The sequence below is a fragment of the Terracoccus sp. 273MFTsu3.1 genome, from assembly GCF_000383675.1.
Lineage (GTDB): Bacteria > Actinomycetota > Actinomycetes > Actinomycetales > Dermatophilaceae > Terrabacter.
Genome location: NZ_KB911824.1, coordinates 264,780 through 286,989 on the forward strand (window position 1 = coordinate 264,780; position 22,210 = coordinate 286,989).

General features: G+C 71.1%; 19 protein-coding genes. 11 read left to right on the forward strand and 8 right to left on the reverse strand.

Going from position 1 to position 22,210, the window contains the following annotated elements; translation table 11 throughout:
* The first annotated feature begins 117 nt into the window (after positions 1-117).
* Together H283_RS0116375 and H283_RS0116380 are read left to right on the forward strand one after the other, a co-directional pair.
* Complete coding sequence (locus H283_RS0116375; RefSeq protein WP_020144610.1) at positions 118-1,059, forward strand: universal stress protein; 942 nt, start codon at positions 118-120, stop codon at positions 1,057-1,059.
* 25 nt (positions 1,060-1,084) lie between these two features.
* A complete protein-coding gene (locus H283_RS0116380) occupies positions 1,085-1,984 on the forward strand; it encodes a universal stress protein (RefSeq protein ID WP_020144611.1) in 900 nt (299 codons plus the stop codon).
* Positions 1,985-2,007: 23 nt separating this feature from the next.
* Here H283_RS0116380 and H283_RS26790 read toward each other — a convergent pair whose 3' ends face one another.
* The 3 genes from H283_RS26790 to H283_RS0116395 form a co-directional block, all read right to left on the reverse strand.
* Positions 2,008-3,327 (reverse strand): nuclease-related domain-containing protein, encoded by a 1,320-nt coding sequence (locus H283_RS26790; RefSeq protein WP_020144612.1) that lies wholly within the window; start codon positions 3,325-3,327, stop codon positions 2,008-2,010.
* A 140-nt stretch (positions 3,328-3,467) separates the two neighbouring features.
* Positions 3,468-4,022, reverse strand: a complete 555-nt coding sequence (locus H283_RS26795; RefSeq protein ID WP_020144613.1) for a universal stress protein — start codon at positions 4,020-4,022, stop codon at positions 3,468-3,470.
* Entirely contained in the window at positions 4,019-5,482 is a 1,464-nt protein-coding gene (locus tag H283_RS0116395; protein WP_043649772.1) for an MFS transporter, read from the reverse strand. Before H283_RS0116395 ends, H283_RS26795 begins: the two co-directional genes overlap by 4 nt.
* 232 nt (positions 5,483-5,714) lie before the next feature.
* Here H283_RS0116395 and H283_RS0116400 point away from each other — a divergent pair, with 232 nt between their 5' ends.
* The 3 genes from H283_RS0116400 to H283_RS0116410 all read left to right on the forward strand — a co-directional run bounded on the left by H283_RS0116400 (position 5,715) and on the right by H283_RS0116410 (position 9,040).
* Positions 5,715-6,152, forward strand: a complete 438-nt coding sequence (locus H283_RS0116400) for a ChaB family protein (protein WP_020144615.1) — start codon at positions 5,715-5,717, stop codon at positions 6,150-6,152.
* A 241-nt stretch (positions 6,153-6,393) separates the two neighbouring features.
* Positions 6,394-7,941, forward strand: coding sequence for a S8 family serine peptidase (locus H283_RS0116405; RefSeq protein WP_043649775.1), 1,548 nt, complete (start codon positions 6,394-6,396; stop codon positions 7,939-7,941).
* 175 nt (positions 7,942-8,116) lie between these two features.
* Positions 8,117-9,040, forward strand: a complete 924-nt coding sequence (locus H283_RS0116410; RefSeq protein ID WP_020144617.1) for a universal stress protein — start codon at positions 8,117-8,119, stop codon at positions 9,038-9,040.
* 77 nt (positions 9,041-9,117) lie between these two features.
* Here H283_RS0116410 and H283_RS0116415 read toward each other — a convergent pair whose 3' ends face one another.
* Positions 9,118-9,552: an SRPBCC domain-containing protein gene (locus H283_RS0116415; protein ID WP_028785659.1), complete on the reverse strand. Its 435-nt coding sequence runs from the start codon at positions 9,550-9,552 to the stop codon at positions 9,118-9,120.
* Between the two features lie 141 nt (positions 9,553-9,693).
* Between H283_RS0116415 and H283_RS0116420 the strand changes: the two genes are divergently transcribed.
* Positions 9,694-10,074: a VOC family protein gene (locus tag H283_RS0116420; RefSeq protein ID WP_020144619.1), complete on the forward strand. Its 381-nt coding sequence runs from the start codon at positions 9,694-9,696 to the stop codon at positions 10,072-10,074.
* A gap of 53 nt (positions 10,075-10,127) precedes the next feature.
* Here the strand turns inward: H283_RS0116420 and H283_RS0116425 are convergent, their stop codons facing one another.
* Complete coding sequence (locus H283_RS0116425; RefSeq protein WP_020144620.1) at positions 10,128-12,527, reverse strand: Tex family protein; 2,400 nt, start codon at positions 12,525-12,527, stop codon at positions 10,128-10,130.
* Positions 12,528-12,643: 116 nt separating this feature from the next.
* Positions 12,644-14,074 carry an amidase gene (locus H283_RS0116430; protein WP_020144621.1) on the reverse strand — a complete coding sequence of 477 codons (1,431 nt, stop codon included), beginning with the start codon at positions 14,072-14,074 and terminating at the stop codon, positions 12,644-12,646.
* A gap of 160 nt (positions 14,075-14,234) precedes the next feature.
* Here H283_RS0116430 and H283_RS0116435 point away from each other — a divergent pair, with 160 nt between their 5' ends.
* The 3 genes from H283_RS0116435 (at position 14,235) to H283_RS0116445 (ending at position 16,022) form a co-directional block, all read left to right on the forward strand.
* The gene (locus H283_RS0116435) at positions 14,235-14,669 is read left to right on the forward strand and encodes a hypothetical protein (RefSeq protein WP_020144622.1); all 435 of its coding nucleotides are present in this window, start codon (positions 14,235-14,237) and stop codon (positions 14,667-14,669) included.
* Positions 14,670-14,781: 112 nt separating this feature from the next.
* The gene (locus tag H283_RS0116440; RefSeq protein WP_020144623.1) at positions 14,782-15,063 is read left to right on the forward strand and encodes a hypothetical protein; all 282 of its coding nucleotides are present in this window, start codon (positions 14,782-14,784) and stop codon (positions 15,061-15,063) included.
* Positions 15,060-16,022 (forward strand): hypothetical protein, encoded by a 963-nt coding sequence (locus H283_RS0116445; RefSeq protein WP_028785660.1) that lies wholly within the window; start codon positions 15,060-15,062, stop codon positions 16,020-16,022. The genes H283_RS0116440 and H283_RS0116445 overlap by 4 nt, the downstream gene beginning before the upstream one ends.
* Before the next feature lie 97 nt (positions 16,023-16,119).
* On the opposite strand, the gene H283_RS0116450 is transcribed toward H283_RS0116445, so the two are convergent.
* Positions 16,120-16,572 carry a hypothetical protein gene (locus H283_RS0116450; protein ID WP_020144624.1) on the reverse strand — a complete coding sequence of 151 codons (453 nt, stop codon included), beginning with the start codon at positions 16,570-16,572 and terminating at the stop codon, positions 16,120-16,122.
* Between the two features lie 452 nt (positions 16,573-17,024).
* A complete protein-coding gene (locus H283_RS0116455; protein ID WP_020144625.1) occupies positions 17,025-17,678 on the reverse strand; it encodes a DUF6318 family protein in 654 nt (217 codons plus the stop codon).
* A gap of 323 nt (positions 17,679-18,001) precedes the next feature.
* Here H283_RS0116455 and H283_RS28235 point away from each other — a divergent pair, with 323 nt between their 5' ends.
* Both H283_RS28235 and H283_RS0116465 read left to right on the forward strand, forming a co-directional pair.
* The gene (locus H283_RS28235) at positions 18,002-20,818 is read left to right on the forward strand and encodes an McrB family protein (protein ID WP_051103667.1); all 2,817 of its coding nucleotides are present in this window, start codon (positions 18,002-18,004) and stop codon (positions 20,816-20,818) included.
* A 19-nt stretch (positions 20,819-20,837) separates the two neighbouring features.
* Positions 20,838-22,070: an McrC family protein gene (locus tag H283_RS0116465; protein WP_020144626.1), complete on the forward strand. Its 1,233-nt coding sequence runs from the start codon at positions 20,838-20,840 to the stop codon at positions 22,068-22,070.
* Positions 22,071-22,210: the final 140 nt, after the last annotated feature.

Sequence of the window (22,210 nt, forward strand, 5' to 3'; positions counted from 1 at the left end):
CCCACCCCCGTCGCCGGCCTGTCTGAGCAGTCACAACTCTCTGCCGACGCGCGCCCGACGCGGGACGATGGGAGTGGCCGGAGCATGCGGCCCCGACCGCCGTGGAAGGGGAGAGCGATGAGCGCCGCAGTCAGCTCGACGAAGGAGTCGACCCACGAGGCGACCGACGAGACGATGAACCCCGGCATCGTCGTGGGCTACGACGGGTCACCGGGAGCACGGCTCGCCCTCGACTGGGCGATCGAGACCGCGAAGCGTGACGACCGCCAGCTGACGCTGCTGCACTGCGTCGGACTGACGATGACGCCGACCTTCCGGGCCTACGATCCTGGGGTCCAGGCCCACGCGTACGACGAGATGTCGCGCGGCGTCCTCGCGGAGGCCATCGACATCGCCACGAAGACGCTGGACCGCAAGGACGTCCACCCGCTCAGCGTCATCGGCGGCGCCGCCGCCGAGCTCGTCGGCATCTCGTCCCGGGCCGACCTCGTCGTCACCGGGTCGCGCGGTCACGGAGCGGTCTCCGGTGGCTTGTTGGGCTCGACCGCGTATGCCGTCACGGCTCACGCACACTGCCCCGCGGTCGTCGTCCGGGGGGCCTCCGTGGTCCACGCGGGTCCGTCGCACCCTGTCGTCGTCGCCTTCGACGACTCCAAGAACTCCCAGAAGGCGCTCGAGACAGCCGTCCAGATCGCCACGGCCGCGGAGGCGTCGCTGCACGTCGTCGCCGTCGACAACGTCGGTGGCCTCGAGGCGTGGCCGGAGACCGACACGATCCTGGGTCGCGAGGAGATGATCGACCAGATGCACCTCCACGTCGGCCAGGTGCTGCGCGACGTCGCGGAGGATGCGCGGCGCGCCCACCCGGGTCTCGACGTGCAGACCAGCGTCCTCGGTGGAGGGCCCGGTGCAGCGGTGGCCGCCTACGCCGTGGACGTCAGGGCCGGCCTCATCGTCATGGGGTCGCGCGGTCACGGAGGCTTCACCGGAATGCTGCTCGGCTCGGTCAGTCACCGGGTCGTCCACGACGCGCCGTGCCCCGTCATGGTGATTCGCTGACGCGGCCGATGACTCGACGACACTGGTGGTCAAGGGAACTCGCACGCAGCATGCCGACCCAGCCTGCGGCCAGATCGTCGTGGGCTACGAGGGTCCCCGGGCCTCGCAGTGCGCCCTGGTCTGGGCCGCCGCAGTCTCCCGCGCTCTCGACGACAGCCTGAAGATCGTCCACGCCGTCGAGCTCGACCTGGTGCCGAGCCGGCGCGGCTACGCGTTGCGCCCGCTGAGCCCCTCGCTGGAGACGGTGGTCGAGACGCTCGTCGGCGGCCCGTCGACCTGGTCGGGCCCAGCGCTGGCCCGAGGGCGGGTGCATGCGGTCCACGCCGTCGGCGGGCCGGCCGCCGCGCTGGTCGATGCCTCGATGTCCGCCGAGCTCGTCGTGCTCGGGACCCGCGGCCGCGGACGTACCCGCAGCGCGATCATCGGCTCCGTCTCCAACGCCGTGGTCGCCCATGCGTACTGCCCCGTCGTCGTCCTGCACACCTTCGGCCGCTTCTCGCCCGGCGCGAGCGGTGACGCCCGCGTCCCGGGTCCGCGCGGCGAGGTCGTGTGCGCCGTCGGCGGCGGGGACGGTGACGGGCATGCTGCGCGCACGGAGCGGATCGTGTCCGCCGCGGTCCGCATCGCCGTCGCCTGCGGCGCCGCGTTGCGGCTCGTCACCGTCGCACGTGGAGGTGCCAGTGACGCTGCGGGACAGAGGATTCCGTATGCCGTCGGGGCCTTGACGTCACAGCACCCCGAGCTCGTCGTCACCGCTGACATCCTCGCCGGCGAACCGGTCACCGCCCTGGCCCAGGCCACCGCGGGGAGCGGGCTGCTCGTCGTCGGTGCCCCGGACCGTGGCGGGGTCGGAGCCGTCCTGGCCGGGCACTTGCCCTACCAGCTCATCCACGACGCGACCTGCCCCGTCATGCTCGTGCCCTGACGGATGACTCTCCAGGTCGCGGGTCAGTTTCCGGATCGAGCCGACAGCGCCCTCGCGAGCTCTTCGGCCAGTCGCGCCACCTTCTTCTCGGCCGTCGCCTCGACAGCCCGGGCCGTGGCTTCGCTTGCGCCTTCGGGATAGCTGAAGCGGTAGGAGATCATGAACGGCTGACTGGTGCGGAGGCCCGACTTCCAGCCCGGCAGCGAGGTGTTCCGGGGAAGCCATGCCGACGCCCCGCCCGGGCTCATGTCGGTACGAGCGCTCGTGGTGCCAGAGACTGCAAAACGAACCTCGACCACTCGCCCCATCTCGACTGTGACGTCCGAACCATCCGTCGAGTAGCGCGGTTTGGACAGCCACCACATACAGATGTCGTTGCTGGAGCTGGGCTTCTCGAGCGCAGTCGTAGCGCCGGTCACCTTCTGGATGCTCGCGCGATGCAGAGCCAGGCAGGGCTTCGGCGCCAGCGGTGTCGTTCCTGCTCGGGCCGACGACGAGGCAGAGCTGATTCCTGGTGGAGCCATGAGAGAGGTGATGATGTGTGGACCCACCTGGCTGAAGGCCCAGAGGGCGAGGAGCCCGACGAGCCCGGCCAGCATCGAGCCACGACGACGGGGCCTGCGGCGAGCGCCCTGTCTGCCCCGAGGTCGGGAGCTGCCGCGGGGGACCGGTGACGGGGCGCGTCGTGCGGTGGATTGCCCCGCTGCGAGCACGTCGGCGACCGTGAGGACGTCCAGATCAGCGCCAGCAGGTTCCGTCGACGCGCACGGATAGGTGTGGGCGACCCTTCGGGCGATCACCTCGGCGTCCTCGGTCCCTGACGTCTTGCTCTGCGCCTGAAGCCAGGCGATCAGACCACTCACGGGGATGATCTCCACCCCCCGCACGCGCTGGCTCGGGAAGGACGCGGAATGCCCTCCGGCGAGGGCGATGACCGGAACGACGGGCAGGCCCAGCGTCCTCTCCATCTCGCCCGCGAAGCGGGCCACGGAGTCGAGCTCTCGCCCCTTGGCTGAGCTGCTGCTCGCGTGCTGCCACAGGTTGCCCTCGTGCACGCTGGTGCCACCCGCCCAGTTCTTCGTGTCGACGAGGTAGACGCCAGATGGCCCGATGACGACGTGGTCGAGGTTCGTCTGCGCGCGTCCGGGACGGAGCAGGCGGTCGTGGTGGACATGCCACGTGGGCGGTAGGGCGTGTAGCGCGGCGGCTACGCGCCGCTCGCCGTCGGCACCGGCCGCCCAGGCCCCTGCCTGCGCCTCGAGGGCCTCCGCTTGAGCGCGCGCCTGCGCGGCCCGAGCCCTCAGTTCCTCGGCGCGCGACTGCGCCGACCCACCTGCTGCCATCCGAGCCCCCTGTGCCCCTATCGTCGGTGACTCTAGGCAAGCGTGCTGGGCCCGGGGCCCGAATCGGTGCAACTCGCAGAGGATTCGGGTCCCGGGACCGGGGCACACGGCATACGGCCGCGTGAGAGGTAGCGAGGGCGTCAGCGTGATGGCGGGCGCTGGAAGCCGGGGCGCCCGGCAGTGCCGGCGGCACGTTCGATCGAGCGGCCGAAGCTGCTGGCGGCTGCCCCGAGCGGGCTCGACCCGCGGTCGCCGAGCGCCGGTGGGACGACGACGACAGGGCAGTGCGCCGCGCGCACGAGACGGCTGCCGAGCCAGCGGGCGCCGACCTCGGTGGAGTGACCGGCGTCGATGACGACGAGGTCGGCGGTGCGGCTCTCCTCGACGAGGACGGCGCGACGCTTGCCCGCCACGACGCGGGCCTCGACGAGGTGGTCCCGGCCGAGGACGTGCGCAACGTCCTCGGCCAAGCGCGACTGCTCGGCGGCGAGGGCGCTGTCGTCGGAGATGACCGACGGGACGCGGCCGCCGGTCGCCGTCTCGGGTGCGTGCGGGCGCCAGGCACGCACCGCCACGACCCGACCACCCCTCACCGCGGCCTCCTCGACGGCCCAGCGAAGGGCGCCGGGGGAGCCGCTCGTCGGGCTCACGCCGACGACGATCGTGTGCTCGCGTCCGAGGTCCGCGACGTTCATGCCCTGGCCCCCGACTCCTCCGAGACCTTGCTCAGCGGGTCGGCGACGTCCTCGAGGGACTTCTGCTCCGCGTCGATCCCGATCGCCAGGGCCACGGCTCCGCCGATGATCATGATCACCGCACCGGCGACGTAGCCCCACGTGAGCGGGCCGCGGTCCTTGCCCTCCCCGATGAGGGCGCCGTAGAGCACGGGCGCGACGGCGCCGGCGCACTGCGCGACGACGAAGAAGTAGCTGATCGCCTGACCGCGCACCTCGATCGGGAAGATCTCGCTCACGGTGAGGTAGGCGGCGGACGCGCCGGCCGACGCGAAGAAGAACGACACGCACCAGAAGATCGTGTGCGTCGTCGCGGTGAGGATCTCGGCGTGGAAGGCCCAGGCCGACACGAGCAGGACGAGACCCGCGATCGTGTAGGTGCTGAAGATCATCTTGCGACGCCCGATGGTGTCGAAGAGATGACCGAGGAGCAGCGGGCCCATCAGGTTGCCGGCCGCGAACGGCAGGAAGTAGAGCGAGGTCTGGGCCTTGCTGATGCCGTAGAAGTTCGTCAGCACCAACGCGTACGTGAAGAAGATGGCGTTGTAGAGGAAGCTCTGCGTCACCATCATCGTCAGGCCGAGCACCGTGCGCCGTCCGTAGCGCCGGACGAACACGTCCCACAGCACCTTCGGCCCCATGCGGTCCTCGGGCTTGACGAGGATCGCCTTGCTGTCGTCGACCTCCGGGATCTCGCCACCCTCGCGGCGGACCCGCTCCTCGATCTCGTCGACCGTGCGCTCGGCCTCCTCCGCGCGGCCGTGGGTGAGCAGCCAGCGCGGGCTCTCCGGGATGTGCCGGCGCAGCCAGATGATTGACAGGCCGAGGATCGGGCCGATGAAGAACGCCAGGCGCCAGCCGATGTTCTCGGCGACGTTGTCGGGGTTGAGCAGGTAGAGGTTCGCGAGCGCGCCGAAGAAGGCGCCGAACCAGTAGGTCCCGTTGATCGCGATGTCGACCCGGCCCCGGAAGCGGGACGGGATCAGCTCGTCGATGGCCGAGTTGATCGCGGTGTACTCACCGCCGATGCCCATACCGGCGACGAACCGGCAGACCCAGAGGAACCACATGTTCGGGGAGAGGCCGGCGAGGCCCGACCCGATCAGGTAGATCACTAGGGTCATGATGAACAGCTTGCGGCGACCGAGCCGGTCGGTCAGACGACCGAACGTCAGGGCTCCCACCACCTGGCCGACGAGGTAGACGGTGCCCGTCAGCCCCACCTGCGCGGCGGACATGCCGAGCGTCTTCTGGAAGCCCGACTCGGACACGATCTGGATCTCGAGTCCGTCGAGGATCCACGACACCCCGAGTCCGAGAACGACCGACCAGTGGAACTTCGTCCACGGGAGCCGGTCCATGCGGGCGGGCACCAGACTCCTGATGGCACCGTCCGTGCGTTGTGCGACAGCCTCGCTCATCCCATCTCCTTCGATCCGAATCGCAGTGAACCGTCGGGTCAGGGCGCGCGGCGCCGCGTCCTCACCGCCGGAGTCCGTACCCCGTGGCCGGGCACGACGAACGTGCTTCGTGACGGTTTGCCCACCAGCCTCCCGAGTACGTATGCCGTCGGGTGGTCACATGCCGTCCCGCCGGGTACGTCACGGTTGCGGGGGCACAGGCGCCCTCCCTCGACAGTGCAGGAGGTACGACATGCCGGCCAGGAAGCCAACGCGCGGAAGCACGGACCTGCCCTCCACCCTCGAGCGGTCGTCGACGAAGGCGCAGGAGACGTGGCTCGCGACGCACGACGCTGCGGTCGAGCAGTACGGCGAGGGCGAGCGAGCCCACCGCACGGCGTTCGCCTCGCTCAAGCACTCCTTCGAGAAGGTCGGCGACCACTGGGAGGAGAAGGCGGAGAAGGGACCGAGCGACCGGCAGGCCGAACGGCGCGGCGCCGAGGCCAGGGCGCATCGCGACGACGGGGACACGGCCGGCGGCGTCGACGCCAACGCCTCGAAGCGGCACCTCTACGACATCGCCAAGCGCCTCGAGGTCTCGGGGCGCTCGAGCATGAGCAAGGCCGAGCTCGTCGAGGCGATCCAGCGCGCCAACGACCGGGCGACGGCCGCGGCGCGGGACTCGAGCTGACGAGTCCTCGACGCGAGTCCTCCACTCGCGCCCTCCACGCGAGCCCTCCACGGGCACGGGAGAATTCGCTCGCGGACGCCCCAAACACGTGAATCGTTCCCAGCGATCGCCGAGCGGACTCTCAGGCTCCTGAGAAGGCCGGTGCCGACGAGCCGACGGCCCTAGCGTGGACAACTGGGCCGCCACAGGAGTCGGCCCGGAGCGGTGGGACGCACACGCCGCCACCGCGGAGGAGAGAACCATGTCCGTGTCACGAAGGGGTGGATCTCGGGGGACTGCAGTACTCGGGGCGGTCGCGGTCGTCGCGGCCGCCGCACTCGCGACCGGGGTGGCGTCGGCCGACGCCTCCACGACCAGCGCGAGCTCGACCTATCTGGTCGTCTACAAGGAGAAGACCTCCACGAGCGGCGCGGGCAGCGCCGTCGCAGCAGCGGGCGGTCAGGTCGTCGCGACCTACGCCCCCATCAGCGTCGTCGTCGCACGGTCGGCCAGCCCCGACTTCGCAGCGAAGATGCGCCAGGTCAAGGGTGTCGAGGGTGCCGTCGCCACGACGAGGTTCGCCAGCGCGGTCGACGGCGGAGCGGTCTCGGCCGACACCGCAGCCGACGCGACCACCAGCCAGACCACCCAGAACGGGGCAGGACTCCCGGGCCTCAACGACTCGCTGTCGGGGCTGCAGTGGGACATGACCCAGATCAAGGTCGGCGAGGCACACGCCGTCAGCACCGGTGACCCCTCGATCCTCGTGGGAGACATCGACACCGGCCTCGACTACACGCACCCGGACCTCGCGCCGAACGTCGACTCCGCCGCGAGCGCCAACTGCGTCAGCGGGGCGCCCGTGCCCGGTGCGGCGGCCGCAGCCGACGACAACGGCCACGGCACCCACACGGCCGGGACGATCGCGGCAGCCGCGAACGGCATCGGCATCGTCGGGGTGGCGCCGAGCGTGAAGATCGCCGGCATCAAGGCCGGCAACGCCGCCGGCTTCTTCTTCCCCGAGGCCGTCGTCTGCTCGTTCATGTGGGCGGCCGACCACGGCGTCGACGTGACGAACAACAGCTACTTCGCCGACCCGTGGCTCTTCAACTGCCGCAACGACGTCGAGCAGCGGGCCATCTGGACCGCCGAGCGTCGTGCCATCAAGTACGCCCAGAACAGAGGTGTGCTCGTCGTCGCGGCCGAGGGCAACCAGGCCGACGACCTGTCGCACCCGACGCTGGACGCGACGAGTCCCGACGACTCGAACCCGGTCCTGCGGGCGATCAGCAACGCGTGTGCCGTCGTGCCGACCGAGGTCCCCGGCGTCGTCGGGGTCAGCGCCACCGGCAACAAGGAGATGAAGTCGTTCTACTCGTCCTACGGCATCTCCGCGGTCGACGTCGCGGCGCCGGGCGGCGACTCCATCCTCCAGCTGACCCCAGCCGCGCCGAACGGACGGGTGCTCTCGACCTGGCCCGCGTCCCTGCTCACCGTGACGTGCCTCGCCTCACGGCGCGTCGTCGACGTGAGCGGAGCGACGTACTGCTACCAGCAGGGCACCTCGATGGCCTCGCCGCACGCAGCAGGAGTCGCAGCCCTCATCGCCAGCGTCACCGGCAAGACGGGAGGGGCGCTCTCGGCGGCCCTGCAGAACGCCGTCAACCCGATGCCGTGCCCGGCCGACGTCTCGCCGTACGCCTTCTTCCCGGGTGTCGACGACGGCGTGCCGCAGACATGTGAGGGCACGCTGGCCCAGAACAGCTGGTTCGGGGCGGGCGAGATCGACGCGCTCAAGGCCGTCGGCTGAGCCCACCACCAAGGCCGTCGGGCCGGGTCGCGCGACCCGGCCCGGCGGCATACGCCATCGGTGACGGCTGCCCTGTCTGAGTGGTCACAAAGGACCTGCGGCGTCCGGGCCCGGCGGGACGATGGAGGTGGACGGAGCAGAGGCCCGGCCACGCGAACGAGAGAAGGGGAGCGCCATGAACGGCCAGGTGCGGACCACGAACGGGATCGTCGTCGCCTACGACGGTTCGGCATCAGCACAGCTCGCACTCGAGTGGGCCGCGGAGACGGCTCGGCAGCAGGGCAGGCACCTGACCCTCGTGCACAGCGTCAACCTGGCGTCCACCCCGGCGTTCCCGGCCATGGACCTCTCGGAGATCGAGCCCTCGCTCGAGCACGCCGCCAAGGCGATCGTCGACGAGGGTGCGGTCCGGGCCGGCGCCACGCTCGAGGCGTCCCAGGTGACGACGCAGTACTGGCTCGGCAGCCCGGCCGCCCAGCTCGTCGAGATGTCCAAGGACGCCGACCTCGTCGTCGTCGGCAGCCGCGGGCGCGGACGCATCCTGGCCGGCCTGCTCGGCTCGACGTCGTATGCCGTCGCCGCACACGCGCACTGCCCCGTCGTCGTCGTGCGCGGACCGGAGGGCACGACCCCCGACGACGTGCCGATGCCGCCCCGTCCGGGGCGCGGGCACGACGTCGTCGTCGGCATCGACGACTCGGACGCCGCGATGCGGGCGGTCGACGCGGCCGTCGAGGTCGCCGAGCGCGAGGGTGCCGTGCTGCACATCGTGCGGGTCGCGCACTCGCGGTCGATGGAGGCGTGGACGTACGCGGAGACCGCCAAGGGCGGGACGGAGGAGACGCACGCGATCCGCGACAACGCCGAACAGTCGGTGCTGCGCGCGGCCGAGCGGGTGCGGGCGCGGCACCCGAAGGTCATCGTCACGACCGAGGTGCTCTACGGGGACCCCGGCCAGTCGCTCGCCGACCTGGGCGCGACGGCAGGACTGATCGTCGTCGGCTCGCGAGGGCACGGCGGGTTCACGGGCATGCTGCTCGGGTCGGTCAGCCACCGCGCCATCCACGACGCCACCTGCCCCGTCATGGTCGTCCGCTGAGGGCCGCTGACGGTCCGTGGCGTGCGCGAGGGCGTCGTCCCTGTGAGGTCTTGGCGCCCTGCGTCGGGGCGCCGGGGTCAGGCGTCGAGGGCCTGCGCGAAGCGGTCGAGGGCGTCGTCCCAGCGCGACTTGTCGCCGGCGCCGTCCTCGGCGATGCCCTGGCCCTCGTGGTAGAGGTCGACGCGCGTGCCGTCACCGTCCGGCTTGAGCTGGAGGTCGACGATGCTGAGCGGGCCGTCCGCATGGGGGTGCCACGACACGCGTACCTGCTCCATCGGGTGGTAGCTGCGCACGACGCCATGGGGGCCGTCGGAGCTGTGCCACGACTCGCCCTTGTTGCCGAGCGTGACGCCGGGGCCGAGGAGCGCCTCGGTGCCGCGGGCGCTGATGAGGTGCTGCCACACCCGGTCGACGGGCGCACCGACGGTCAGGCTCGAGTGCACGCCCGCGGGAGATCCTTCGAGCTCTGCGTCCTCTGCGTTCTCGGGGATCGACTGCGTTGAACTGCTCATGGGCACCTCCGGGTCGTACGGACCGGCCCCCTGATGGGCCGGACCCACCACAGACAGTCGACCAAAGACTGGGCCGGAAGACAATGGGTCGAGACGGCCTCTTCGGCGCCGCTCGATGAGCATCGGGCCTAGCCTCGGGGCATGATCGACCACTTCGGCATCAACTGCTCCGACCTCGACGCCAGCGCCCGCTTCTACGACGCGGTGCTCGGCACCCTCGGCTACAGCCGACAGATGGACGTCGGCGTGGCCATCGGCTACGGCACCGAGGGCCACCCGGACTTCTGGATCAGCCGATGGCAGGGGACCGAGCCCAACCGCGAGATGCACTGCGCGTTCCAAGCGGACGGTGTCGAGGCGGTGCGAGCCTTCCACGCGAAGGCGCTCGAGCTCGGCGCCGAGTCGCTGCACGATCCGCGCCTGTGGCCGGAGTACCACCCCGGCTACTACGGCGCCTTCGTGCGCGACCCCGACGGCAACAACGTCGAGGCCGTCTTCCATGGAGCCGCTCCCGACGCCTGAGGTTCGGTCACCGCGCCGTCCGCGCCTCTGCACTGACCGCGCCTTCCGCGCGGTCAGCCGGTGAAACCGGCGCGGCGCAGGGCGTCGGCCATGGCGCTGTTGGCAGGCGCCTCGTCCCGGCGGGTCCGGCTGCCCTGGGCTCCCGAGCCCTGACCTCCACGGCCCTGGCCGCCGCGGCCCTGGCCGCCGCGGCCCTGTCCACCGCGCGGCTGGCCTCCCGAGCCCTGACCCGTCCGCTCCTTCGGGGAGCCCGGGGCCACCTCGTCGTCGAGGCGCAGGGTCAGCGAGATCCGCTTCCGCGGCACGTCGACGTCGAGGACCTTGACCATGACGACGTCGCCGGACTTCACGACGTCGTGCGGATCGCGCACGAAGCTCTTCGAGAGGGCCGACACGTGGGCCAGTCCGTCCTGGTGGACGCCGATGTCGATGAAGGCACCGAACGCTGCGACGTTGGTCACGACGCCCTCGAGCGTCATCCCCGGCTTGAGGTGCTTGATCTCCTCGACGCCGTCCTTGAAGGTCGCCGTCTTGAAGGTCGGTCGCGGGTCGCGCCCCGGCTTGTCGAGCTCGCTGATGATGTCGGTGACGGTCGGCAGGCCGAAGCTGTCGTCGACGTAGTCAGCGGGCCGGAGCGCCTGCAGCGCCACGGTGTTGCCGATGAGCGAGGTCAGCTTCTGCCCGGTCGACTCGAGCATGCGCCGGACGACGGGGTAGGCCTCGGGATGCACGGCCGACGCGTCCAGCGGGTCGTCGCCTCCTGGGATCCGGAGGAAGCCGGCCGCCTGCTCGAACGCCTTGGGCCCGAGGCGCGGCACGTCCTTGAGGGCCTTGCGCGTGCGGAACGGGCCGGTCGCGTCGCGGTGGGCGACGATGCTCTCGGCGAGACCGGGGGTGATGCCCGAGACGCGGGTGAGCAGGGGAGCCGACGCCGTGTTGACGTCGACGCCGACGGCGTTGACACAGTCCTCGACGACCGCGTCGAGCGAGCGCGAGAGGGCCGTCTGGCTGATGTCGTGCTGGTACTGGCCGACGCCGATCGACTTCGGGTCGATCTTGACGAGCTCGGCGAGCGGGTCCTGCAGGCGCCGCGCGATCGAGACGGCGCCGCGCAGCGACACGTCCATGCCGGGCAGCTCCTGCGACGCGAACGCCGACGCGGAGTAGACCGAGGCGCCGGCCTCGGAGACGACGGCCGACGTCAGCTTGAGCTCGGGGTGTGCCTTGATGAGGTCGGCGGCGAGGCGGTCGGTCTCACGCGAGGCGGTGCCGTTGCCGATCGCGATGAGGTCGACCGAGTGCTCCTTGGCGAGCCGCGCGAGGGTCGCGAGGGACCGGTCCCACTGGTGCTGCGGGACGTGCGGATAGATGACCTCGGTGGCGACGACCCGGCCGGTGCTGTCGACGACGGCGACCTTGACGCCCGTGCGGAAGCCCGGGTCGAGGCCCATCGTCGCGCGCGCACCGGCGGGGGCAGCGAGGAGCAGGTCGCGCAGGTTGGCCGCGAACACGCGTACCGCCTCCTCCTCGGCGGCCCGGCGCAGCTGCATCCGGGCGTCGATGCCGAGGTGGACGAGGATCTTCGTGCGCCAGGCCCAACGGACGGTGTCGGCGAGCCACTGGTCGGCCGGGCGCCCAGCGTTCTCGATGCCGAAACGCCGAGCGATGGCGCGTTCGTATGCCGTCGGGCCGGGCTGCTGCTCGGCCGCCGGGTCCTCGGGGTTGATCTCGAGCGAGAGGACGTCCTCCTTCTCGCCGCGGAAGAGGGCGAGGATGCGGTGCGAGGGGAGCTTGGCGAGGGGCTCGGTGAAGTCGAAGTAGTCGGAGAACTTCGCGCCCTCATCCTCCTTGCCGGAGCGCACGCGCGAGCCGACGTGGCCCTGCTGCCAGACGCGCTCGCGCAGGTCGCCGATGAGGTCCGCGTCCTCGGCGAAGCGCTCGACGAGGATCGCCCGGGCGCCGTCGAGAGCGGCAGCGGCGTCCACAACTTCACGGTCGGCGTCGACGAAACGCGCTGCGGCGGTGGCGGGGTCGGTGCCGGGGTCTCCGAGCAGCAGCTCGGCAAGGGGCTCGAGCCCGGCCTCACGGGCGATCTGCGCCTTGGTGCGGCGCTTGGGCTTGAACGGCAGGTAGATGTCCTCGAGCCGGGCCTTGGTCTCGGCGGCGAGGATCTGCGCGCGCAGGAGGTCGTCGAGCTTGCCCTGCTCCTCGACGGAGGCGAGCACGGCAGCGCGCCGCTCCTCGAGCTCGCGGAGGTAGCCGAGACGCTCCTCCAGCGTGCGCAGCTGGGCGTCGTCGAGACCGCCCGTGACCTCCTTGCGGTAGCGCGCGACGAAGGGGACGGTCGAGCCGCCGTCGAGCAGGCCCACAGCCGCAGCCACCTGTCCGTCGCGGACACCGAGCTCCTCTGCGATGCGACGTTCGATGGACGGCACCTTCACCTGCACGCTCACGGGGGCTGAACTCCTAGACGTCGACGACACACCGGGGCCACGCATTCTGCCGTGCGAGCCCGGTCGCCCCTCGGGCGGGCCTCGAGGACTGCCGCGGATGCCGGGGTTCGAGCGTGTCAGGGGCGCATCGTCCCCCGCTCGGGGATGGGCCATCGAGGCGCTGCCGAGCTGGCGCGGTGGCGCTCGTACCAGTCGACGCCGCGGAGCACCCCGAGGTCGTCGAAGCGCCGCCCGGACACCTGCAGGCCGATGGTGCGCCCGTCGGGGGTGAAACCGCAGTTCACCGATGCCGCGGGCTGGCCGGACATGTTGTAGGGCACGGTGAAGCCGATGTGGGCCATGCCTTGGTCGTCATCGCCCCACGGCATCGGCCACGCGGCAGGAAACGCCGTCATCGGTGCGACGGGGGAGAGCACGAGGTCGAAGGGCTCGGTGGCGGCGACCGTGGCCTGCTGGAGGGACATGATGCTCGCGTAGTCACGCAGGACGGACGGGCCGTCGACGTCGCGCACGGCGAGCACCCACCGCCGGATGAACGGGAGCACTCGGTCGCGCGCCTCCGGCTTCAGGGCGTCGAAGTCGGTGAGCGATCGCACCCGCCAGAACTCGTCGAGATCCCGCAGCATCCTGGGCGTCATGAACGGGCTGAGCGGCACCACCTCCGCCCCCGAGTCGGCGAAGAGGGCTGCAGCGGCCTCGACCGCGTGCGCCACGACAGGATCCACCGGCAGCCCGCACCCGGCATCGAGCAGCAGGCCGATGCGCAGCCGGCGGATGTCGACGGGTTCCCCGGGCAGTATGGCGTGGAGGTCGGCGGGCGGGAGGCTCGTCCAGTCGCGCGGGTCGGGGCGGCTGATCACCGACAGCAGCAGCGCCGCGTCCGCGGCCGACCGGACGATCGGGCCGGCCACTCGACCGAGGTACGGAGCGTCGAGGGGGACGCGTCCGGCGCTCGGCTTGAGGGTCGTCAGGCCGAGCCAGGTGCCCGGCAGACGGATCGAGCCACCGATGTCGGTGCCGACGTGCAGCGGCCCGTAGCCACCTGCGGCGGCGGCTCCAGCCCCCGAGCTCGAACCTCCCGTCGTCAGGGAGGGGTCCCAGGGCGAACGGGTGATGCCGTGCAGGCTCGAGACGCCCGAGCTGAGCATCCCCCAGTCGGGCATCACCGTGGAGCCGAGCACGACACCGCCGGACTCCTCGACCCGCTCGACGACCGGGCTGCTCCGTGTCGGGACGACGGGTTCGACGCCGGCGTTGCCGAAGGGCATGGGGACGCCGGCCCGACCGAGGTTCTCCTTGACCGTCACGGGCACGCCGTCAATCGGACCCGCGGGTTCACCCCTGTGCCAGCGGGCCTCACTCTCCCGGGCGGCGGCCTCGGCACCCTCGAGGTCGAGCCGCCAGAACGCGTTGAGCAGCGGCTCACGGGTCTCGATGACGTCGGCGACATCGTGCAGCACGTCGACGGGTGAGAGGTCGCCAGAGGCGTACGCAGCGACGAGCTCGGTGGCGGTGAGGCTGGCCGGTCGACCAGACGTGTGCGGCATGGGCGTCCTTCCGCGGCGGTCGACCTCGCGCCGCCTGCTGGCGAGGAGATCGTGGCATCGGGCCTGGTGGCAGAACGCTACCTCCCGCGGCCAGTCGTGGTCCGTCCGTCCGTGTGGACAACGCCGGACGGCTGTCACCGGTGGCCGCCATGCTCTTGCCATGCGCTTCGACGAGCTTCCGCGAGACTGGGCCCAGCGACCGATCACCGACCCCGACGTCTTCGAGGGGGTGGTCGACCTCATCGTCACCGAACAGACGAGATCCGACGGTGCGACCTACCTGCTGCTCATGCACGACAACGGCCGGCTGCTGCAGCCGATCTGCCTGCCCGACGAGCCGCACCGCGTCGACGTCGGCGAGGTCCTCGAGGGCGTCGGGGCACTGCTCGCGGAGGTGGGGCGGCACGACGTGCACGACGTGGTCATCGTGATCGCCCGGCCGGGGCGCGCGACACCCACACCGCGCGACCGTGACCTGCGCGCCGCCTTCGAAGATGCCTGCCGCACGGCCGGACTCACGCTGCACGCCGTCGCGATCGCGGCCCCGGAGGCCGTCGCGGTGATGCCGGCCGAGGGCGGCTGCGCCGCGGCCTGAGACGGCGGGATGGTCGCGACGGCGTGACGAGCATGCCGTGGCGTTCCCTGCCTCGTCGAGGGTGGGCGGGGTAGCGTCGTCGCGACCGCGACGTCTGACCCGTGGAGGACCGATGGCCCAGCAGGCCCACACCAGTGGGAAGACCGTGACCCGTTCGTACCGGACCGGCATCGGTGGCGCGTGGTGGACGGCCCTCGTCGTCGTGACCGTGCTGCTCGGCTTCCTCGGCCGTAGCGACAGCGGCTTCTGGAGCGGCTTCCTGTGGAGCATCGTCGGGTTCGTCGTGGGCTCGCTCGTGGCCATCGCGGTGGCCGCACGGCTCGTGCCGGCACGGTCCGCGGACGAGGCGTTCGCCGATCTCGGCGACGCGAGCGGTTCGGGGGTCACGCGATGAAGTGGCTGCTCCTGGTGCTGGCGTTCGTCCTCGGTGCTGCGTTCACGTGGTTCCTCACCGTGAGGCGCGTGAGCCGCACGGTCCAGGCCGGCGCGGGACCGGTCACGGGCACCGACGTGGGTGCGGCGCCGGAACGGACCGGGCTCGACGGCGTCCACGCGGAGACCGGTGGCGAGCCCGCGGGGCCCGAGCTCACTCCCGTGGTCTCCCCGGGCGAGCCTGTGGCAGGCGCCGTGGGCATCGCCGGTGGCGCCGACCTCGCCGCCGCGGCTGGCGCAGGGGTCCTGGCAACCGAGCACGACGAGAGTGTGGAGGCCACGCACGACGTCGGCGAGCACGTGGAGCCCGAGGGCACGGCCAGAGGCGTGCAGGACGAGGCGGGCGAGGACGAGATGGTGGACGAGGCCGAGGTGGTGGACGAGGCCGGCTTCGGCGGGGCGCACACCCCGATCTCGGAGTCTCCGGGCGCGGCGGAGGCGTGGGACCGCAATGCCGAGGACGAGGACGCGCTGCTGCCGAGGTCCGCCGCACAGGCCGCCGTCGCGGCACCCGTGCGCGAGACCACCCCGGACGATGACGTGGCTCCTCACACCCCACCTGTTGCCGACGCGACCCCGAACGATGACGTGGCCGCTGGCGTCGCACCTGTGGACGGCGCGACCCCGAACGGCGACCTGGCCGGCGTGGGTGAGCCCGAGGCTGTGGCGGCCCTCGACGAGGCAGCTGGGAGGGACGTCTCTGGTTCATGGGCGGACGAGGTGCCGGAGGTCGATCCGAGCTCAGCGGACGACCTGGACGCGGCCGCGTCGGAGAGGCCGGCCGTCGACGTCGCGCCCGTCGCCGACACCACCCCGAGCGGCGATCTGGCCGGGGTCGCTGGACCCGGAGCACGGCCGACGCAGGGCGAGCTCACCTTCGACGAGCCCGACGACTCCGTCCCTCCGGAGGAGAAGCCCTGACCCGGCTCGCCCTCGGCACGGGACCCTGGGTGCACTGAACGGTGCCCCGGCAACGCTCGCCGCACACTCCATCAGGTGAGGACGGCTCGGCCTGGCGTCAGTGGTTGACGAGCACGCCCTTCGCCTCACGCACCGTCACGGTCGTGGACGGGCCGGGCACGGTGACGGTCGAGGGGATCTCGTCCCAGGTCGAACCATCGAGGCTGAAGTCGGCGCCGAACGTGGTGTCGACGCGAACGGGGTACTCGCCCTTGGCGCGGTAGAGGTGCGTGACGTCGCCGTCCGGGTAGACGCCCCCGGTCGAGGTGGTGGGGCCTGCGCTCGAGCCGTCGCCGAACACGTACGTGAACCCGACGAGCTTCGGACGGATCTGGACCGGGATGCCGCGCAGGACGGAACGGTCGACCTCCCCGGGCTGGAACCCCTGCGTCGTCCAGTTGACCTTATAGAAGGTGCGGAGGTTGACGAGCGTCGTGTTCCCGGCCGGCTGGCTGGAGATCTGCGGCTTCGACCACGGCGTCCTCATGAACGCGGCCTTGAGATCAGCCATCGTCAACGTCGGCCGGGCTCCCGGTGCGACATCAGACGCACAGGTGAGGCCCCGCGTGCGCCATGGCTCGGTCACCTCGCCCGCCGTCATGGTCCGTCGCCAGATCCGGAGCAAAGGACCGAGCTCGCCTTCAGGGCAGTCGCGCAGAGCATGCGCACACGAAACCTGCTCGGTGATGGAGTCCGGCCTTGTTTGTGGGCAGTCGTTGAGGGACAGGTATTCGTAGACAGGGGCGTCCTTGGGCCGGTCCACGATGGGGCCACCCTTGTCCCCGGGGAACTTCTCAAGCGCCAGCACCTGCTTCCGCGACATGAGACCAGTCACAACGGCGGTGTCATCCACCTCGCAGACATCTAGTTGATCGCAGCTCCCATCAGCGGCCAACGCTGGCAGAGACGGGCCGGATGCGAAGACAGCAATGGCGACGCATGCGATCCACCCAGCTCGTGACGTCACGACGTGGCCTTTTGAAGGCGCGTGATGATCCAGCGCTTGTCGAACTCGACTGTCGCTACCAAGGCCAACTTCGCCGAGCGGGTCGTGTCGACTCTTCGCCCGGACCCGTCGAGGACAGGAACGGCTTTCTGGTTGAGGTCGACTAAGACCTGGCGCGTCTTTGGGGAGAACTCAGTGGTAGACGCATAGTTCACCTTGGTGAGGTCACCGCCGTAGTGATGCCCAGCCTTCTTGACGTCGGCCACACCGTTACTTAGGGCGGCGCACATCTTGCACGCAGGGCTGGAAAGGTTCAACAAGACTGCGGGGTCCGCGGCCTTGAAGGCCTCGTTCAACTGAGTGAAGTAAAACGTTGTGTAAGCAGCGGCCCCCTCAATGGTCTCTGTTCGGGCCGCTGCGGGGATCTTGGCGATGACGGGGTCGACCGTGGCGGTGGGCCTCGGCGCGGTTGAGGTGCTGGCCGTCGGCGTGGGGGAGCTGGTGACGGCCGAGCTCGTTAGGGGAGTCGTCACCGCGGGACCGGGGTCGCTGCCCGTGCACGCACCGAGCGTCACGAGCGCGACGGGGGCGACGGCATACGCAAGGAACGTGCGGTGTCGGTGCGGGCGTGCGGCGGCGGTCATCGGCGTCCCCTGTCGATCGTCGATCATCGTGCGGTTGCGTCGTCTGAGGTGCGTTGTGCACCCTTTGTTCCACGACGGCAACCTACGACGATCGTCCCGCACCCGCACGCCGAGGCCGGTCCGTCATCCACAGGCACCCCGGGTGCGCAGTGTCCGGGTGCTCGGGTCACAATGGTGGCGATTCGCTGCCGTCAGGGGCCGTTCGACGCTGCGATTACTGGGGTCTCACCGGCGACACACCCACGAGTTCGGAGCATGGGCGACCGGCAGGTAACCTTTTCGCGGTCCTGCGCGCACCTCCACGTGCGCAGTAGCTATGCGCCCTAGAAGTGGGCGTGCAAGGGAGCCCCATGTCTCGCACCGACACCGTCGACGTCAAGCGTTGGCGTGCCAAGTACGCCCTCATCGAGCGCGCCGCCGAGGCGGACAAGGACGCCCAGGCCCTCTTCGCCGAGCTCGACTCCGAGCGGGCCGCGCGCAACGGCGAGCTGCGCGAGATCCTCGCCGACCTCGTGGCCTCGAGCGACCTCGTCGCCTTCAAGGAGGCGATGAACCAGTGGACCCGCAAGGACGGTCCCTACGTCGGCTTCGGCCCCATCGGCGGCCCGTGGCTCGCCTCGCTCATGCGCCGCTCCGAGGAGGAGTACGCCGAGGTCGTCGGCCTGCTCAAGCTCACCCTCCAGACCCCGGCCTCCCCGCAGGACGCCGGCGACAAGCTCCAGGCCATGGAGGCCTTCCTCGCCCGCGGTGGCTCCCGCGGCCAGCGCGCCCCCGGGCCCGGCCACACGGCATACGTGCTCTCGCTCTTCTGGTCCACCGACGACGGCGGCGAGTGGCCGCTCATGTGGGAGAACGCCCCGCACATGCTCCAGCGGCTCGGCTGGCTCGAGCGCGGCCTGAGCCACGCGGAGCGCTACGTCGCCTTCGCCGACCTCTGTGCGGCGCTGCGGCCCGAGGACCCGAAGTACGCCGCCCGCATCCTCTGGTACCTCAAGGAGACCGAGGCGTTCGTCGGCATCGCCCCCAAGGTGCTCGACGTGTGCGTCGAGGCTGCCGAGATCGCGGCGGACTTCCGCCCGTCGACCGGCTACGGCGACGGCCGGCGCGAGGACCGCGCCGCTGATCTCGCACGCCAGCTGCGCGGCGAGGCCGACCACATCAGCGACAGCCTCATCGACCGGCTCTCCGCCGAGACGGGCCTCTACCTCGAGGCTCCGACCCTCGCGCTGCAGCAGCACACGGGGGAGGACGCCGCCTACCGCTCCGACCTGTATGCCGCGTGGATCCTCGTCGGCGGCGCCGGCGCACCCGGCTTCCGCCTGTGGGTCACCCCGTCGGGCGTCGCGTTCGGACTGCACGGCGGCTGGGAGGGCGAGAGCGACCAGCAGCACCGCGAGGTCGGCACCATCGTCCAGGAGCACCTCCCGCGCGGCCTCAGCTTCCTGCGCGTCCACGAGGACGGCCGCACCGACCGGCTCGAGCCCGTCGGGCGCGAGTACCCCGGCGGCGAGGCCTTCGTCGGCCGCTGGTGGAAGGGCGACGAGGCGGTCGGACGCGCCGACTTCGCCGACGACGTCATCGCGACCGCCCGGGCGCTGACGCCGCTGCTGCGCTTCATGACCTCCAGCCAGCGCGGCCCCCTCGACGACCCCAGCCTCGAGCTCGCCTCCATGGTCGACCTCGACGGCGAGGTCGAGATCTTCAAGGCCGAGCGGCCCTACCCGAGCGAGCGCGACGCCTGGCACCAGGAGCAGCGCCGCGTCTTCGCCGCCTGCCTGTCGCGTGAGGGTCTCGAGGCCTTCGACCTGCCGACGTTCAAGCGGATCGTGTCGACACGCGGCTACGGTGACATCGGCGCGCAGTCCGTCCTCATCAGCAGCATCAACGCCCTCGACGCCGCCGGCATCGACGAGCTGCGCGTCATGGTGCGCGACCTGCTCTGGGGCGAGGGGCGTGACGAGGAGCGCATCAACCGCGTGCTCGGCTCCGACGACGTCCCGGTCCAGGGCTTCGGCGAGAGCGTCGTGCTCAAGCTCTTCGCCATCGCCCACCCCGAGCACTGGCTGCCCCTCTTCGCCCTGGGCGGGGACTCCGGCAAGATCGCGATGCTCGGCCGCCTCGGCGGGCCGGCGCGCTGGACCGAGGGCAAGTCCCGCGGCCGCACGCACGTCGAGACCAACGCCCTGCTCAAGCAGACGCTCGACCCGCTGCTGCCGGACGACCCGTGGGGCCAGGCGCAGCTCGCGTACTGGCTCATGCGACGCTCCGACAAGGCGCTCATGCCCGACCACGACGCGCTCGGCGAGGCCGCCGCGGAGCTGCTCATCGAGGAGGACTTCCTCCGCGAGATCCAGGGCCTGCTCGAGGAGAAGAAGCAGGTCATCTTCTACGGCCCTCCCGGCACCGGCAAGACCTACCTCGCCCAGCGGTTCGCGCAGGCGCTGCAGCCCGACCCCGCCAAGCGCGACATCGTCCAGTTCCACCCGAGCAGCAGCTACGAGGACTTCTTCGAAGGCTTCCGGCCGCAGATCGACCACCAGGGCCAGATGGTCTACGAGCTGCGCAAGGGCCCGCTCGCCCTCCTCGCCGAGGCGGCCGAGGCGGACCCGCTGACGCCGCACATCATGATCATCGACGAGATCAACCGCGCGAACCTCCCGCGTGTCTTCGGTGAGCTGCTCTTCCTGCTCGAGTACCGCTCGCACTCGGTCAAGACGAGCTACCGGCCCGACGAGGGTTTCGAGCTGCCGCCCAACCTCTACTTCATCGGCACGATGAACACCGCCGACCGCTCCATCGCGCTCGTCGACGCGGCCCTGCGCCGGCGCTTCGACTTCGTCCCGTTCATGCCGCACGACGGGCCGATGGAGGGCCTGCTGCGTCGGTGGCTCGAGGTCCACGACGGCCCCGTCTGGGTGGCCGAGCTCGTCGACCGCGTCAACGAGGACCTGCGCCGGGCGCTGCGCGGCCCGCACCTGCAGATCGGCCACAGCTACTTCATGCGCCCTGGTCTCGACGGCGACGAGGCCACCCTGCGCCGCATCTGGGACTACAACGTCTACCCGTTCATCGAGGACCAGCTCTACGGGCGCGAGCACGAGCTGGCCCAGTTCCGCTGGGAGAACGTCCGAGCCCGCTACGGCCAGTTCGACCTGACGAGGCCGTGACCGTGGAGGCGACGCGCCGATGACCATCGAGCTGGCCCCGATCCCCGAGCACGGACGCTCGGGCCCGGTCCGGCTGTCCCGCGAGACCCGAGCGGCTCTCGTCGCGGCAGCGGGGGAGCGGCTCGTCATCCACGCGACCGCCGACCCCGACGTCGTCACGATCGGTGCGACGAGCTGGGTCGGCGCGCTCGCCGTGCCCGGCCTCGTCGTGCGCGTCACGCCCAAGGTCTCGGTCACGAACTTCTTCGCGATGCTCGGCGCGGGCGTCTCGCCCGACGCGTTCGACCACGAGCACGTGACGTGGAGCGACACCGACGAGCTCATCGACGGCGTCGCCTACTTCGCGATCCGGCTCATCGACTCGTCGACGATGCGCGGTCTCGTGCACGGCTACGTCCCGCGCGAGGAGCGGATGCGGACCATCCGGGGGCGGCTGCTCGTCGAGGAGTTCGCGCGCCGGCCGTGGAGCGCCGCCGAGCCGCAGTGCCGCTTCGACGACTTCACGGCCGACATCGTCGAGAACCAGCTCTTCCGCTGCACGCTGCAGGCGATGCTGTCGTGGCCCCAGCTCGCGCCGCACGTCCGCCGGGAGGCGCTGCGCGTGCTCGGCCGCTTCGACGGCGTCGCCGACACCCCGGCGACGAAGCATGCTGCACCGCTGCCGATCACCCGCCTCAACGAGCACTACGAGGACGCGATGCGGCTCAGTCGCCTTGTCCTGCAAGCGATGTCGCTGAGCCACGAGGCCGGCGACCAGCAGGCCAACAGCCTCATGGTCGACATGGACGACCTCTTCCAGCGCTGGATCGCCCAGGAGCTGGACCTGCGTCTGGCCCCGGAGATGCGCATCGAGCGCGACGAGGACGTCTGGCTCGACGAGGGCCGGGCCGTCACGATGGCCCCCGACCTCGTCGTGCGCCGTGGCAGCGAGGTCGTCCTCGTCGGCGACGCGAAGTACTCGATGGGCGCCGACGGCTACATGGCCTCGCGGGACTACCTCGAGCTCGTGGCCTACACGACCGCCATGGGGCTGCCGACGGGCCTGCTCATCCACTGCAACAGCGACCGTGCGCCGGAGTCGGAGATCGTCATCCGCAACGCGGGCACCCGGATCCTCTGCCGTCCGATCCGTCTCGACGGGTCGTATGCCGCCGTGTGCCGTTCGCTCGACGCGCTCGCCGAGCTGGTGCGCGAGCTCGCCGACGCCCCAGGGGAACTCGAGGTCCCGACCCTCATCCGCTCGCGCCGCTGACGCGGCGCACCCTCGGCGCTGACGCGGCGCTGACGCGGCGGGTCGTCTGCCGCCGGAGCGGTCTGAGCGCTGTCTCGCGGCGGGGTGCCCCGGTGTCCGGCAGATCACACCGCGATGGGGGAGCGCTGTGGACCAGCTAC

Coding starts and splice junctions, on each gene's coding strand:
- H283_RS0116375 (WP_020144610.1), top strand. CDS start 118: ATGAGCGCCGCAGTCAGCTCGACGAAGGAGTCGACCCACGAGGCGACC.
- H283_RS26790 (WP_020144612.1), bottom strand. CDS start 3,327: ATGGCAGCAGGTGGGTCGGCGCAGTCGCGCGCCGAGGAACTGAGGGCT.
- H283_RS26795 (WP_020144613.1), bottom strand. CDS start 4,022: ATGAACGTCGCGGACCTCGGACGCGAGCACACGATCGTCGTCGGCGTG.
- H283_RS0116395 (WP_043649772.1), bottom strand. CDS start 5,482: ATGAGCGAGGCTGTCGCACAACGCACGGACGGTGCCATCAGGAGTCTG.
- H283_RS0116400 (WP_020144615.1), top strand. CDS start 5,715: ATGCCGGCCAGGAAGCCAACGCGCGGAAGCACGGACCTGCCCTCCACC.
- H283_RS0116405 (WP_043649775.1), top strand. CDS start 6,394: ATGTCCGTGTCACGAAGGGGTGGATCTCGGGGGACTGCAGTACTCGGG.
- H283_RS0116410 (WP_020144617.1), top strand. CDS start 8,117: ATGAACGGCCAGGTGCGGACCACGAACGGGATCGTCGTCGCCTACGAC.
- H283_RS0116415 (WP_028785659.1), bottom strand. CDS start 9,552: ATGAGCAGTTCAACGCAGTCGATCCCCGAGAACGCAGAGGACGCAGAG.
- H283_RS0116420 (WP_020144619.1), top strand. CDS start 9,694: ATGATCGACCACTTCGGCATCAACTGCTCCGACCTCGACGCCAGCGCC.
- H283_RS0116430 (WP_020144621.1), bottom strand. CDS start 14,074: ATGCCGCACACGTCTGGTCGACCGGCCAGCCTCACCGCCACCGAGCTC.
- H283_RS0116435 (WP_020144622.1), top strand. CDS start 14,235: ATGCGCTTCGACGAGCTTCCGCGAGACTGGGCCCAGCGACCGATCACC.
- H283_RS0116440 (WP_020144623.1), top strand. CDS start 14,782: ATGGCCCAGCAGGCCCACACCAGTGGGAAGACCGTGACCCGTTCGTAC.
- H283_RS0116445 (WP_028785660.1), top strand. CDS start 15,060: ATGAAGTGGCTGCTCCTGGTGCTGGCGTTCGTCCTCGGTGCTGCGTTC.
- H283_RS0116450 (WP_020144624.1), bottom strand. CDS start 16,572: ATGGCTGATCTCAAGGCCGCGTTCATGAGGACGCCGTGGTCGAAGCCG.
- H283_RS0116455 (WP_020144625.1), bottom strand. CDS start 17,678: ATGATCGACGATCGACAGGGGACGCCGATGACCGCCGCCGCACGCCCG.
- H283_RS28235 (WP_051103667.1), top strand. CDS start 18,002: ATGTCTCGCACCGACACCGTCGACGTCAAGCGTTGGCGTGCCAAGTAC.
- H283_RS0116465 (WP_020144626.1), top strand. CDS start 20,838: ATGACCATCGAGCTGGCCCCGATCCCCGAGCACGGACGCTCGGGCCCG.